Below are 13,508 nucleotides of genomic sequence, written 5' to 3'. Positions count from 1 at the left end.
TCAGGCGACGATCCTGACGGAAGCGCCGTCGGCCGCTGCCGATTCCTTGATTGCATCCCATAGCCTAGCGAATCTGAGGCCCATTTCAACGGAGCCGGAGTTTTCCATCTTTCCCGCGCGAATGGCGAGGAAATTTTTCATCGGATTGCCGAGAATCTCGGCCTCCTCGCGCGGCTCGGCGCTCCGCCCGACGCTGATCTCGCGCCAGCCGCCCCAGGCATCGATGCGCACGATCGCCTTCGAATAGAAGAAGGTGATGTAGGAAGCGCAGCCCGGAGGGCCTTCGCCGGCGGCTGTCAATGTCGTCAGCGCGCCGTTTTTCAGCCGGGCGGAGACGGCGGTGGCGATGTCGACCTGCCTGCCGTGGTTGTTCATGTAGGCCGAAACGCTGTCGAAATCGGAATTGGCGAGCAGGCAGACGGTGTTCATCATATGGGCGCCGGTATCGAACATGAAGCCGCCGCCTGAAATTTCAGGCTGCTGCTTCCAATGACCATGATAGTTCGACGACCAGCTTTCCCAGATCATGCCCGATATGGCGATCAGTTCGCCGAATTCGCCGGCGAGCGCCCGCCGGCGCGTGTCGAGCACCAGCGGCGAGAGGCCGCCCTGGAAGGCAGTGACGATGGTGACGCCGCTCTTCTTCTGCGCGGCGATCAGCCTCTCGGCCTCGGTGACTGTCGTCACCATCGGCTTTTCGAGGAAGAGGTCGAGGCCGGCCTCGGCAACGGCAGTTGCCTGCTCGGCATGGAAGGCATGCGGGGTGGAGATGTAGACGATGTCGAGTTCGTCCCGGCACTGGCCGAGCATCTGACGATAGTCCTCGAAGCTCTTCGGTTCGGGGGCGCCAGCGGCGAGGCAGACGTCGAGCAGGCGCTGGCGCGAAGCCGCCGTGGTGTCGGCGAGTGCAGCAAATTCGATCTCCGGCATCTTGACCCAGCTCGTGGCATATTCCGCCGCCTTCAGGCCGGCACCGATGACGCCGAGGCGCAATTTCTCAGTCATGAAATTTCCTCCCTGATTGCATTTGTGCACACGATTACACAAACGTTACGGTGATGGCAATATCTAATTAAATAAGTAATATCAGTGTATTAATACCCAATAACGAATCTTTTTAAAAACCGTCTTGTCAGCATTGGGAATGCGTGTACATTTTCGCGGTCGGTGCTGGAGGGCGCCGTGTCTCTAAAAAAGGGAGGACTTCCGTTGAAGAAGATGGTTCTTGGCGGCCTGTGCGCCGTTCTGCTGAGCGCGGTTTCGACGCTGGCGCAGGCTGAAACAATCCGAATTGCAAATCACGGTCAGGCCGGCATCGACGCGATGAAGTCGACGGTCGAGCGGATCGAAAAGAAATATGGCGTCACCGTCGAGGTGATCGAATATCCGGCGCCGGACAAGGATTACCTGACGAAACTCCTGACGGAGCTTGGCGCCGGCAACGCCCCCGACCTGTTCTCCATCCCGACGACGGCCGCCGTCGCCGACATGGTGGAAGCCGGCTACCTCGCGCCGGTGACCAAGGAGTTCAAGGCCTGGGATGGCTACGCCAAACTCTATGATGTCGCCAAGGAGCTTGCCGTCAGCCCGGATGGAGAGACTTATGTGATGCCGTTCATGCTCGGCATCCAGGAAATCTATTATCGCAAGGACGTACTCGAAAAGGCCGGCATCTCGACCGAACAGCCGAAGACCTGGCAGGAGCTTCTCGATCGTGCCGCCGAAATCAAGCAGAAAACCGGCGCCTATGGCCTGCTGTTCCCGGCCGGCGTTTCCTGGGGAAGCGGTGCCTTCGACGAAGGCTTCCAGCACCTGCTCGTCGGTTCGAAGACGCCGCAGCTCGTCGATGCCGACGGCAAGCTCGATCTGAATGGCGAAGGCATCAAGGATGTCTTCAACGTCTACAAGGAACTGATCGACAAGGATCTGATGCCGACGCAGCCGCTGCTCGGACCCGAGCCCTGGGTCGTGCCGAAGTACCAGATGTTCCCGGAAGGCAAGCTTGCCGCCACCACCTGCGGCTCCTGGTGCTATATTTTCGACTGGGGCCGCGAGAGCAAAAATCCGATTCCCGACGTGACGAAGGTGGTCGGCACCTGGACAGTACCGGGCCAGAGCAGCGGCCAGTATGTGCTTGCCAATCTCGCCGCGCCGTGGGCGGTCAATTCCAAGTCGGCCAACACCGAATTGGCGATCAAGGCGCTGATGGAGATCGGCTCGATCGAGACACAGGTTTCCTACGCCGCCCGCATCGGCAATATTCCCGCCAGCAAGGACGCGGCCGACAATGCCGAGTTCCAGAAGCTGACGGAACTGGTTCCGATCCATGCGGCGGCCGGGAACGGCGTGTTCCTGAAGCAGGCCTCCGGCTTCGGCACGGTCTCCGAAGGTGTGGCGCGGGCCACCGAAGCGCTGCTGCGCAAGGAAACCGACGCCGCCGGCGCCCAGAAGATCCTTGTCGACTACGTCAAGGAAACGCTCGGCGACGACATGGTCAAGTAAGCCTCCGCTTTCTTTCCCAGCGAACGGGGACGCGGCGACATCGCCCGCGTCTTCCCCTTTTCATTCGATAAGCCGGCTTCATTCGACAAGGTTGTGAGCTTCCATGGCCCGAAACTCTCATGAAAAGCGCGCCGAGCGGCAGTGGCTGCTGATCCTGCTGCCCTCGCTGGTGCTGCTTCTGGCCTTCGTCATCTATCCGGCCCTCTATTCCATCTATCTGAGTTTTACCAATGAGGCGCTGACCGGGGCGGCGGCGCTGCGGCCCCGCTTCGTCGGTCTCAGGAATTATACGCGGCTCCTCAACGACGCGAAGTTCTGGAACGCGCTGTTCGTCACCTTCGTCTTCGTCATCGGTTCGGCAGTGATCGGCCAGTTCGTGCTTGGGCTGATCTCGGCAATGGCGCTGCGCCGGCCGATCCGCTTCCGGCGGCTGTTCTCGTCGATCATCCTGTTGCCGAATGCCGCCCCTGAGGTCGTCGCCGGCTTCATGTGGATCTCGATGCTGGCCGGCGGCGACAATGCCACGCTCAGCCGCATCGTCAGCTTTTTCGGTGTCGCGCCGGCCGACTGGCTGCAGGTCTTCCCGCTGTCGATGATTATCGTCGTCAACACTTGGCGCGGCATCGCCACGGCGATGATCCTCCTGACCGCGGGCCTCAGCACCATACCGGGGGAGATTTACGAGGCGGCCCGCATGGATGGCGCCACACCGTCGCAGATGTTTCGCCGCATCACCCTGCCGCTGATGATGCCGACGATCCTGCTCTACATGCTGATCTCGGCCGTCTCCACCATTGCCGTCTTCGGCCTCGTCTATGCGCTGACGCGCGGCGGGCCGGGCGGGGCGACCGAGGTCGTCAGCATCTATATCTATAACCAGTCCTTCACGGCCTTCCAGCTGGGATATGGGGCGGCGGTCGCGGTCGTCGCGCTCGTCATCTCGCTGATATTGGGCATCGCCTATGTCCGGGCCATGAAGGTGGAGGTCTGACATGGCCGTCGTTTCCCCGAGCGAGACCGCAAACAAAGGCCGCTCCGACCTCATCGCCTATGCGACGCTGTCGCTGATCTCGATCTTCTGCGCGGTTCCCTTCTTCTGGGTGCTGCTCGCCTCTCTCGACGGCAATGCGCAGCTTTTCCTGCACTGGCCGGAGCAGTGGACCTTCGCCAACTATATCAAGGTCTTCACCAAGGAGGACGGGGCGAAGTGGCTGTTCAACTCGCTCTTCGTGGTCGGCGGTGCGACGCTGCTGGTCATGGTGCTTGCCGGGCTCGGCGGTTATGCGCTGTCACGCACCAGGGCCTGGTGGAAGCTGCCCTTCCTCTACGCGATCCTGCTCATCCGGGTGCTGCCGCCGACGGCGCTGGTCGTGCCGCTCTACAAGTTCCTGCTGACGCTGAACAATGCGGAAGCGGCAGTGCTCAGGCCGATCTTCGGCAGCTATGCCCGCGACATCATGCGCTGGACCGGCTTTATCGACGGTTATCTCGGGCTGATCCTGGTGCTGGCGACCATGCAATTGCCGCTGGCGCTCTGGATCATGAAGACCTTCTTCGACGGGCTGCCGAGGGATTACGAAGAGGCGGCGCTGATGGATGGAGCGACACTGATCCAGCGCATCCGCCGGGTGCTGATCCCGCTGGCGCTGCCGGGGCTTGCGGCCGCCGGGCTGTTCGCCTTCATGTCGGCCTGGGGTGACTTCCTTCTGCCGCTGATCTTCCTGTCGTCACCGGAACTGCAGACGCTGCCGCTCGGTCTCTTCCGGGCCTTCCTGCGCATCAACGAGATCGATTACGGCCTTCTGACGGCTTTGGCCTTCATCTACCTGCTGCCTGCCGTCGTCGCCTTCGGTTTTGCGCGGCGCTTCCTCGTCCAGACATTCTCGGGCGGCGTGAAGGGCTGAGATCAAGAAAGAGAAACAGATGATCAATCTCAGAAACGTTCGCAAATTCTACGGCGCGCTCGAGGTCATCAAAGGCGTCGACATCACAGTGGAAGACGGCGAATTCGCCGTCTTCGTCGGCCCGTCCGGCTGCGGCAAGTCGACGCTGCTGCGGATGATCGCCGGCCTCGAAGGCATCGACGACGGAGACCTCATCCTCAACGGCAAGCGTATCAACGACGTGCCGCCCGACAAGCGCGGCATCGCCATGGTGTTCCAGTCCTATGCGCTCTATCCGCATATGAGTGTTGCCGAAAATATCGGCTTCTCCCTCAGCCTGAAGAAGGTGCCGGAGGCGGAAATCCGCCGGCAGGTCGAAGCCGTCGCCGAGATCCTGCAGCTGACCGACTATCTCGACCGCCGCCCTGCCGCCCTTTCCGGCGGCCAGCGCCAGCGTGTGGCGATCGGCCGGGCCATCATCAAGAAACCGGCGCTGATCCTGTTCGACGAGCCGCTGTCGAACCTCGATTCGGCGCTACGCGTGCAGATGCGCGCCGAGCTGCAGCGTCTGCACCGCGAGCTGAAGGCAACTGTCGTCTACGTCACCCACGACCAGGTGGAGGCGATGACGATGGCCGACCGCATCGTCGTGCTGAACAAGGGCCTGGTGGCACAGGCGGGGGCGCCGATGGCGCTCTACCATCAGCCGGAGAATGAATTTGTCGCGACCTTCATCGGCTCGCCGAAGATGAATGTCATCCCGGTCACCGCGACGCAGGCCTCAGCGGGCAGGCTGCATCTCGACAGCCCGATCGGGCTTTCGCTCGATCTTGCCGATGCGAACGGGGTCGTGCCGCAGGGCGAGGCCAAGCTCGGCATCCGGCCGGAGCATTTGAAGATCGCGCCGGAGGGGCGGGGAAATTTCACCGCCGAGGTGGTCATCGTCGAGCGCCTCGGCGTCGAGACCTACATGACCGTCGGCTCGCCGCAGCAACCGATCGTGGTGCGCGCCGAAGGCGATATCGCGGTGCGGCCGGGCGACCGCGTGCCGCTGATGGCCGATCCGGCTGCCTGCCATCTGTTCGATTCCGCCGGCCGAGTGATCCGTCCGGCAACTGCCTGACACCTGAACCATCGCCCAAACATCGAGGAATGCCATGACAATCAAGATCACCATCTGGAACGAAGGACGCCACGAACAGCTCCACAGGGAGGTCCAGGAGATCTACCCCGACCGTATCGACGGCGCGATCGCCGCCGGTATTGCCCATCCGGATTTCGAAATCCGCCGCGGCACGTTGGATGATCCCGATGAAGGCCTGCCGGACAGCGTGCTCGATGATACCGACGTGCTGCTCTGGTGGGGGCATATGGCGCATGACGAGGTCAGCGACGGGCTGATCGACCGCGTGCAGCAGCGTGTGCTGAAGGGCATGGGCCTGCTGGTCCTGCATTCCGGCCATCATTCCAAGCTCTTCCGCCGGCTGATGGGCACCAACGCCAACCTTTCCTGGCGCGAGACGCCGGATGGCGACCTCGAACGCGTCTGGGTGGTCAATCCCTCGCATCCGATCGCCGAGGGACTGCCGCCCTATTTCGAGGTCAATGCCTCGGAAATGTACGGCGAGCCCTTCGATATTCCGCAGCCGGACGAGCTTGTGTTCATCTCCTGGTATTCCGGTGGCGAGGTGTTCCGCAGCGGCTGCACCTTCCAGCGCGGGCGCGGGCGCATTTTCTTCTTCAGCCCCGGCCACGAGACCTACCCGATCTATCACGACAAGATCGTGCATAAGGTGATCTCGAACGGCATCCGCTGGGCGCAGCAGAAACACACAGATGGCCGCATCCTGGAAAACTGGCATCGGGCCGAGCCGCTGCATGGGCGTCCCGACAGCTGAAGGCCTGATCTATGGATATTGTGCGCCGGTCGTCTTGATATAAATCGAATAGACCGAACGCGTCGCGGTGATGAAGAGCCGGTTTTTCTTGGGGCCGCCGAAGGTGAGGTTGGACACCGTCTGCGGCACCCTGATCTTGCCGAGCAGCGTTCCCTCGGGCGAAAAGCAGTGGACGCCGTCGGAGGCGCTCGTCCAGAGATTGCCTTGGACATCGAAGCGGAAGCCGTCGGGATTGCCGACGTCGAGGCTGCAGAAGTAACGGCTATTCGCAAGCCTCCTGCCGTCGATGACGTCGAAAACGCGGATATGGCGCGGCACGTCATGTTTTGCCGAGCCGGAATCGGCAATATAAAGCTTCGTCTCATCGGGCGAGAAGGCAAGGCCGTTCGGTTGGATGAAATCCTCGACGACGGCATCGATCTCGCCGCTTACGGGGTCGATCCGGTAGACGTTGCGGGTCGGCTGCTCGGGCTCGGCCTTGTGGCCCTCGTAATCGGACAGGATGCCGTAAGTCGGATCGGTGAACCAGACCCCGCCGTCGGAGTGCACGACGACGTCGTTCGGCGAATTCAGCCGCTTGCCCTCATAGCTGTCGGCGAGAACGGTGATGGTGCCGTCCGTCTCGGTACGGGTGACGCGGCGGCCGCCATGTTCACAGGAGATGAGCCGGCCCTGCCGGTCGCGGGTATTGCCGTTGACGTAGTTGGATGGTGAACGGAAGACGGAGACCGTTCCATCCGGTGTCCATCGCATCATCCGTTCATTCGGGATATCGCTCCAGAGAAGGCAGTTCAGGTCGGAAAACCAGACCGGGCCTTCCGTCCAGCGGCAGCCGGAATAAAGCTCCTCGAGGGTGGCGCTGCCGATGATCATTGCACCGAAGCGTTCGTCGCGGATCTCATAAATCGGATTGTCGCCCATGCCGGTTTCCTCCCTGAATGCTGCCGTTCTTTTCCTAGCGGCAAAAACCTGGAGGTGCCAGAGCCCGGCGACGGAATTGCCGGGCTCTGCCTTTCTCAGAGGGCTGCGACCGGATGCGGCGAGCCGTCGTAGGCGCCCCAGATCGACTGATCGAAGCAGATGACCGAGCCGGTCATCAGGCCGGATTCGGAAGACGACAGGTAAGCGCAGGCGCGCGCCACCTCGTGCGGATCGACGAGACGGCCGAAGGGCTGGCTTGCCTCCGCCTTCTCCAACCAGTCGGCCGGTGCCTCGTGATATTCGCGCTGGATCCGGTCCTCGCCTTCGGAGGCCATCCAACCGATGTTCAGACCATTGACGCGGATGCGGTTGCGCAGCAGCGCGTAGGCGGTGTTCTTCGTCAGCGTTTCCAGCGCGCCCTTGGAGGCGCAATAGGCGGCGATGAAGGGCTGGCCGGCTTTGGCCGACATCGAGCCGATGTTGACGATGGTGCCTTCGATCTTTTCGCGGCGCATGACCTTTATCGCTTCCTGCATCAGGAAAAACGGCGCGCGCACATTGACGGCGAACATGGCGTCGAAGAGCTCCGGGCTGGTATCGAGAATGGTGCCGCGATCGGTAATGGCGGCGGCATTGACCAGCGCGTCGACACGGCCGAAGGCCTCATCGCAGGCGCGCACGACATTCTGCGCCTCCTCGACCTTGCCGAGGTCGGCCTTCATATAAACGACCCTGGCGCCGGTCACGTCCGAAATCTCCGCGGCCTTCGCATTACCTTTGGCTTCGTTGCGGCCGCAGATGACGATGCCCTTTGCGCCGCGCTCGGCGAAGAGGCGGGCGATGGTGGCGCCCAAGCCTTGCGTGCCGCCCGTAATGATGGCGATCTTGCCGTCGAGACGGCCGTGGTCTGTGCTCATGTGGTTCCTCCGTTGTGATGATGTGCGAATGGCCTCCCGCGGATGCGGGAGGCTTGTGTCAGTACGGATACAAGAGACTTACGCTTCCAATCAGCTCAGCTTCTTCTGCGCCTGCGCCGCAAGTGCTGCGGTAAAGGCCTCGTCGCTCCAGCCTTCCTTCAGCGCCTCGTGCATCAGTTGCGCCTGTGTCTTCGGCGCCAGTCCGCCGAGCGGCGGGTCGCGGTCGAGATTGGTCGGGAAGGAATAACCTTCGGCGCAGGCGGCGACGGCGTTGGCGATTTCATCAGGCGAGAGCTTTTCCTGCAAGCTCTTCAAGGCGGGAAACAGCCTGGCGCTCATCTTCTCGCGGTTGACGGTTTCCATCGCCCGGCCGAAGGCGGAGGAGACTTGCAGGAGGTTGGCGACACGCTTGATGTCGGCCGAGCGGTTGGTGCCGGCGGCATGGAAAAGGGCGGGATTGAAGAAGACGACGTCGCCTTTTTCGAGCGGCATCTGGACATGATGGGTTTCGAAATAATCGCGGAACTCCTGCCGTTTCAGCGCGAGATAACCGGGCACATAGGTTTGGCTGTGCGGCAGAAAGAGCGTCGGGCCGCTTTCGAGCGGCATGTCGCAATGGGCGACCGCGCCCTGCAGTGTCAGTACCGGCGAGAGCCGGTGCACATGCGCCGGAAACTGCTCGATCACCGCAGACGACTGAAACCCGAGATGGTAATCGCGATGCGCCGACTGCGCCGCGCCGCCCGGATTGACGCGATTGACCTGCGCCGTCATCTGGTAGCTCGGGCCGAGCCAGGCTTCGCTTGCCAGCGCGATGATGGGATTGCCGTAATATTCGGCGAAATTTGCCGGATCGGCGAGGCAATGTATTTCCAGCGAATTCCAGATGCGGTCGTTGGCGCCGGGCTTGGCGAAATGATCGCCGCCGCCGGTCGCAGTGCGGTGCTGTTCCTCGATGATCGCGTCGAAGATCGTGCTGGCGCGGTCGATGATGCCGGTGTCTTCGTAAGCGCGCTTGAACACGACGACCCCAGGGCCTTCGCCGAAGGCTTCGCAGATTTCGGCCAACACGGCGCGCCGGCCTCCCGGCGCTGCGACTTCGGCCATCACCTTTCGGCTGTCATAGATCAGCACGTTTTTTTCGACCGCGGACGCCAAGGGATAATCGGCAAGCACCGTCGTTTTTTCCGCAAGGCTGCGGAAATCGTCGAGATCGCAGGCTTCTTCGCTCAGCCAAACGCGGTCGGCGCGCAGTGTCTGCGGGTTGTCGGTTTTCATGGCGGGCTCCTCCCTCTTTCCGATGGAGGCACTATACGCCGCGATGCCAGGTGATATAGATCAGAAATCCATCAAAAAACCATCAGGCCGGACCGATGGCGCATCTCTTTCTCGTCAAGGACATCGCCTTCCAGGCGGGGCTCAGCACCGCAACTGTCGACCGGGTGCTGAACGGCAGGCCGGGCGTGCGCCGGCAGACGGAGATGCGGGTGAAGGCGGCGATCGCCGAGCTGGAGAAGCAGCAGGCGGGGGCGATGGGCAGCGGGCGTGTGCTGGCGATCGATATCGTCATGGAGACGCCCCAGCGTTTCAGCGATGCGGTGCGCACTGCCTTCGAAGCGGAGATGGCGGCCTTCCTGCCGGGCGTCTTCCGCTGCCGGTTCCATTTCGCCGAGGTGATGAAGCCGGCCGAACTGGTGCAGCTTCTCGATCGCATCCGGCTGCGTGGCACGCACGGGATCGTGCTCAAGGCGCCTGACGTTGCCGAGGTGGCTGCCGCGGTTGCCCGGGCGGATGTGGCCGGCATTCCCGTGGTGACGCTGGTGACCGACCTGCCGAATTCGGCCCGCATCGCCTATGCCGGCGCCGACAACCGGGCGGCGGGAGAGACCGCCGCCTATCTGATCGGCGAATTCCTTGGAGACCATGGCGGCAAGGTGCTGGTGACTCTGTCGAGCGGGCGGTTCCGCGGCGAGGAGGAGCGCGAAATCGGCTTTCGCCGCAGCATCCGCGCCCATTATCCCGACATCGGCATTACCGAAATCAGCGAGGGGCACGGCACCGATGCCGCCACGGGAACGCTTGCGGCGGCAGCGCTTGCCGCCGATCCCGCCATCAACGCCGTCTATTCGATCGGCGGTGGCAACCGGGCGGTGCTTTCGGCCTTCGATGCGGCCCAACGTCCCGTCCGCGTCTTCGTCGCCCATGATCTCGATGCCGATAATCGCGCCCTGCTTGCCGCGCGTCGGATCGGCTTCGTGCTGCATCACGATCTCAGAACCGATGCGCGCTCGGCCTTTAGGGCGATCATGAGCCGGGCACAAGCGTCGGGGCGGGCGGTTTCGCCCTCGCTTTCAACGGTCGAAATCATCACGCCCTACAATATGCCTGCGGGCGATTGAGCCAATTGACTTTCCTTCCGTGCCGAATTCGGGCTACAGCTCAGACCAAGCACGAGTGAAGGTGAGCGCCATGGATTACAGCGACGTCAGCACGATTGCAGCCTGGGTGACCGAGCAGGGACTGAAGGGTGTTTCCGAAGCCGAGCTCATGACCGGTTTCTGCGCGGCCTGTCGTAATGCCGGCCTGCCGCTCGACCGCGGTCTGGCGCTGATGGATACGTTGCATCCGGTGCATGAGGGCCGTGCTTTCCGCTGGGACAGCGTCGAGGAGATCCAGACAGAGTTCGAATATGGTCCGACGAGCTCGGGGGAAGCGGCGTCGAACTGGCAGCGTTCGGCTTTCTATCATCTTTGGTCTCGCAACGAGCGGGAGATCCGCCGGCGTCTCGGTTTCGGCGATCCGATCGATTTCAGCCTGCTCGATACGATCGCTGAAGCCGGCCACACGGATTTCGTGGCGATGATGCATCGTTTTTCCGAGGCTGGCACGATCGGCGAGATGGATTGCTTCTTCTCGCATTTCGCGACGAAACATCCTGAGGGCTTTTCCGATCACGACCTTGCCATCCTGCGCAAGCTGGTGCCGGTGTTGGGGCTGGCGATCAAATGCATCGCGCTTGGGCGCATCGCCCGCACCATCGCGGAGGTCTATCTCGGCGAGGACGCCGCGCGCCAGGTCATGGAAGGCAAGATCAGCCGCGGCAAATCGGAGCGGATTTCCGCAGCACTCTGGTTTTCCGATCTGCTGAACTACACCAAGATCTCCGACAGCGTACCGCCGGAGGAGATCATCCCGCTGCTCAACGACTACAGCGAGGCTGTGATCACGGCGATCCACGCATCCGGCGGCAACGTGCTGAAGCTGATCGGCGACGGCGTGCTGGCGATCTTCAAGGGCGAGGTTCCGGCGGAGGCTTGTTCCGCGGCCCTACGCGCCGAATCCCTTCTGCGCGAAAAGCTCGGCACGTTGAATGATGAACGCCGAAGGGCCGGCCGGGCCGCGACCGACGTCTATATCGGCCTGCATATCGGCGACGTCTTCTACGGCAATATCGGCAGCCAGGACCGGCTGGACTTTACCGTCATCGGGCCTGCCGTCAACGAGGTCAGCCGCATCGCCTCGATCTGCCGCTCGGTCGATCTCAACCTCTTGATGTCCTCCGATTTCGCCTCGGCGATCCCGGAGGAGGAGCGCGCGACACTCGCCTGCATCGGCCGCTACGCATTGCGCGGCGTACAGCGTGCGCAGGAGCTCTATACGCTCGATAGCGCCCGGCTGAACGGCTGATCGCAGCAGCATCGGCAAGGAGGTAGAGCGGGTCGTCAGAGCTTTCCGAGGAGGCTCTGCCTCAATGCCCACTTCTCCGGCCCGTGGACGGCGGCAAAGAGCAGGCCGGCGAGGAAGGTGAAGTGATCGACGAAGAAGCCGAACTCGGCCTGGTTCTGCTGCCAATGCGATGGGCCGTGGAAGGCGAAGGCGAGGAAGATCACATAGATGCCGGCGAGCAGGCTGGCCTCCGTGAAGAAGGCACCTGTTATGAAGGCGAGCGCCAGCGCGATCTCGAAGAAGGCGGCGATCCAGGCCAGGAATGTCGCGATCGGAAAACCGGCGGCGGCGACGTAGTCCGCCGTCGCACCGATATCGGCGAACTTGAAGCCGGCCGCCATGAAGAAGATAAAACTGAAGATGATGCGGGCGACGATGATTGCGATCGCTCTGGCCATATGGAAACCTCCTCTTGAGCTTCTACTATGACGGATGAGAGGCTCGATGTCCGACACCATGAATGAAAAAGGGCCGCTTGCGCGACCCTTATCTCTTACCACTCGGCGAAGCTGCCGTCGGCGTGCCGCCAGATCGGGTTGCGCCAGCGATGGCCCTCCTTGGCGCGTTCGATGACATAAGCCTCGTCGACCTCGATGCCGAGGCCGGGACCCTGCGGGATCGAAACGAAACCATCGGCATAGTGGAACACCTCCTTGTTGGAGATGTAGTCGAGGATGTCGTTGCCCTTGTTGTAGTGGATGCCGAGGCTCTGTTCCTGGATGAAGGCGTTGTAGCTGACGGCATCGACCTGCAGGCAGGCGGCGAGCGCGATCGGGCCGAGCGGGCAATGCGGCGCCAGCGCCACGTCATAGGCTTCGGCCATCGCCGCGATCTTGCGGCATTCGGTAATGCCGCCGGCATGGGAGAGATCCGGCTGGATGATGTCGACATAGCCGTCGGACAGAACCTGCTTGAAGTCCCAGCGCGAAAACAGCCGTTCGCCGAGCGCGATCGGCGTCGAGGTATGGTTGACGATATCGCGCAGCGCTTCCTTGTTTTCCGAAAGCACCGGCTCCTCGATAAACATCAGCTTGTAGGGATCGAGCTCCTTAGCGAGAACCTTCGCCATCGGTTTGTGCACACGGCCGTGGAAATCGACGCCGATGCCGATATGCGGGCCGATCGCTTCGCGGATGGCGGCGATGGTTTCGACTGCCTTCTCCACCTTCTCGTTGGTGTCGACGATCTGCATCTCCTCGCAGCCATTGAGTTTGATCGCCTTGAAACCGCGGGCAACCACCTCCCTGGCATTGTTGGCGACATCCGAGGGACGGTCGCCGCCGATCCAGGAATAGACCTTGATACGATCACGGAGCTGGCCGCCGAGGAGCGAATGGATCGGCTGGCCGAGCGCCTTGCCCTTGATGTCCCAGAGCGCCTGGTCGATGCCCGACATCGCGCTCATATGAACGGCGCCGCCGCGATAGAAGCCGCCGCGATACATCACGGTCCAGTGGTCCTCGATCAGGAAGGGATCCTTGCCGATCAGATAGTCTTCCAGTTCGTGGACGGCCGCCTGAACAGTCAGCGCCCGGCCCTCGACGACCGGTTCGCCCCAGCCGACGATGCCCTCGTCGGTCTCGACCTTCAAAAACAGCCAGCGCGGCGGCACGATATAAGTGGTGAGTTTGGTGATCTTCATCGCTGTCTTTCAGTCTCTT

The 13,508-nt window shown here is 62.2% G+C and carries 13 protein-coding genes; 7 read left to right on the top strand and 6 right to left on the bottom strand.

Annotation, left to right across the window (positions count from 1 at the left end; translation table 11 throughout):
* Entirely contained in the window at positions 1-1,005 is a 1,005-nt protein-coding gene (locus tag NE851_RS30500; RefSeq protein ID WP_254959559.1) for a Gfo/Idh/MocA family protein, read from the bottom strand.
* A 204-nt stretch (positions 1,006-1,209) separates the two neighbouring features.
* On the opposite strand from NE851_RS30500, the gene NE851_RS30495 reads away from it, so the two are divergent.
* The 5 genes from NE851_RS30495 to NE851_RS30475 all read left to right on the top strand — a co-directional run bounded on the left by NE851_RS30495 (position 1,210) and on the right by NE851_RS30475 (position 6,283).
* The gene (locus NE851_RS30495) at positions 1,210-2,502 is read left to right on the top strand and encodes an ABC transporter substrate-binding protein (RefSeq protein ID WP_047616172.1); all 1,293 of its coding nucleotides are present in this window, start codon (positions 1,210-1,212) and stop codon (positions 2,500-2,502) included.
* Between the two features lie 103 nt (positions 2,503-2,605).
* On the top strand, positions 2,606-3,493 hold the full coding sequence (locus NE851_RS30490; protein WP_127430697.1) for a carbohydrate ABC transporter permease: 888 nt from the start codon (positions 2,606-2,608) through the stop codon (positions 3,491-3,493).
* Position 3,494: 1 nt separating this feature from the next.
* Positions 3,495-4,406: a carbohydrate ABC transporter permease gene (locus NE851_RS30485; protein WP_132575793.1), complete on the top strand. Its 912-nt coding sequence runs from the start codon at positions 3,495-3,497 to the stop codon at positions 4,404-4,406.
* A gap of 19 nt (positions 4,407-4,425) precedes the next feature.
* Positions 4,426-5,508 (top strand): ABC transporter ATP-binding protein, encoded by a 1,083-nt coding sequence (locus NE851_RS30480; protein WP_127430699.1) that lies wholly within the window; start codon positions 4,426-4,428, stop codon positions 5,506-5,508.
* 34 nt (positions 5,509-5,542) lie between these two features.
* Positions 5,543-6,283: a ThuA domain-containing protein gene (locus NE851_RS30475; protein ID WP_127430700.1), complete on the top strand. Its 741-nt coding sequence runs from the start codon at positions 5,543-5,545 to the stop codon at positions 6,281-6,283.
* A gap of 9 nt (positions 6,284-6,292) precedes the next feature.
* Here the strand turns inward: NE851_RS30475 and NE851_RS30470 are convergent, their stop codons facing one another.
* The 3 genes from NE851_RS30470 to NE851_RS30460 all read right to left on the bottom strand — a co-directional run bounded on the left by NE851_RS30470 (position 6,293) and on the right by NE851_RS30460 (position 9,399).
* Positions 6,293-7,204: an SMP-30/gluconolactonase/LRE family protein gene (locus NE851_RS30470; RefSeq protein ID WP_127430701.1), complete on the bottom strand. Its 912-nt coding sequence runs from the start codon at positions 7,202-7,204 to the stop codon at positions 6,293-6,295.
* A gap of 95 nt (positions 7,205-7,299) precedes the next feature.
* Complete coding sequence (locus NE851_RS30465; RefSeq protein ID WP_127430702.1) at positions 7,300-8,121, bottom strand: SDR family oxidoreductase; 822 nt, start codon at positions 8,119-8,121, stop codon at positions 7,300-7,302.
* A gap of 90 nt (positions 8,122-8,211) precedes the next feature.
* Positions 8,212-9,399 carry a phytanoyl-CoA dioxygenase family protein gene (locus NE851_RS30460; protein ID WP_254959558.1) on the bottom strand — a complete coding sequence of 396 codons (1,188 nt, stop codon included), beginning with the start codon at positions 9,397-9,399 and terminating at the stop codon, positions 8,212-8,214.
* A 95-nt stretch (positions 9,400-9,494) separates the two neighbouring features.
* Between NE851_RS30460 and NE851_RS30455 the strand changes: the two genes are divergently transcribed.
* Positions 9,495-10,520, top strand: coding sequence for a LacI family DNA-binding transcriptional regulator (locus NE851_RS30455; protein WP_127430704.1), 1,026 nt, complete (start codon positions 9,495-9,497; stop codon positions 10,518-10,520).
* A 70-nt stretch (positions 10,521-10,590) separates the two neighbouring features.
* Positions 10,591-11,808: an adenylate/guanylate cyclase domain-containing protein gene (locus tag NE851_RS30450; RefSeq protein ID WP_127430705.1), complete on the top strand. Its 1,218-nt coding sequence runs from the start codon at positions 10,591-10,593 to the stop codon at positions 11,806-11,808.
* A 35-nt stretch (positions 11,809-11,843) separates the two neighbouring features.
* Here NE851_RS30450 and NE851_RS30445 read toward each other — a convergent pair whose 3' ends face one another.
* Positions 11,844-12,245, bottom strand: a complete 402-nt coding sequence (locus NE851_RS30445; RefSeq protein ID WP_127430706.1) for a DoxX family protein — start codon at positions 12,243-12,245, stop codon at positions 11,844-11,846.
* Positions 12,246-12,340: 95 nt separating this feature from the next.
* The gene (gene dgoD, locus NE851_RS30440) at positions 12,341-13,489 is read right to left on the bottom strand and encodes a galactonate dehydratase (protein WP_127430707.1); all 1,149 of its coding nucleotides are present in this window, start codon (positions 13,487-13,489) and stop codon (positions 12,341-12,343) included.
* Positions 13,490-13,508 lie beyond the last annotated feature (19 nt).

Origin of the sequence: Rhizobium anhuiense bv. trifolii, assembly GCF_024346605.1 — a bacterium.
Taxonomy (GTDB): Bacteria; Pseudomonadota; Alphaproteobacteria; order Rhizobiales; family Rhizobiaceae; genus Rhizobium; species Rhizobium anhuiense.
This window is presented reverse-complemented; position numbering and strand designations above follow the sequence as displayed.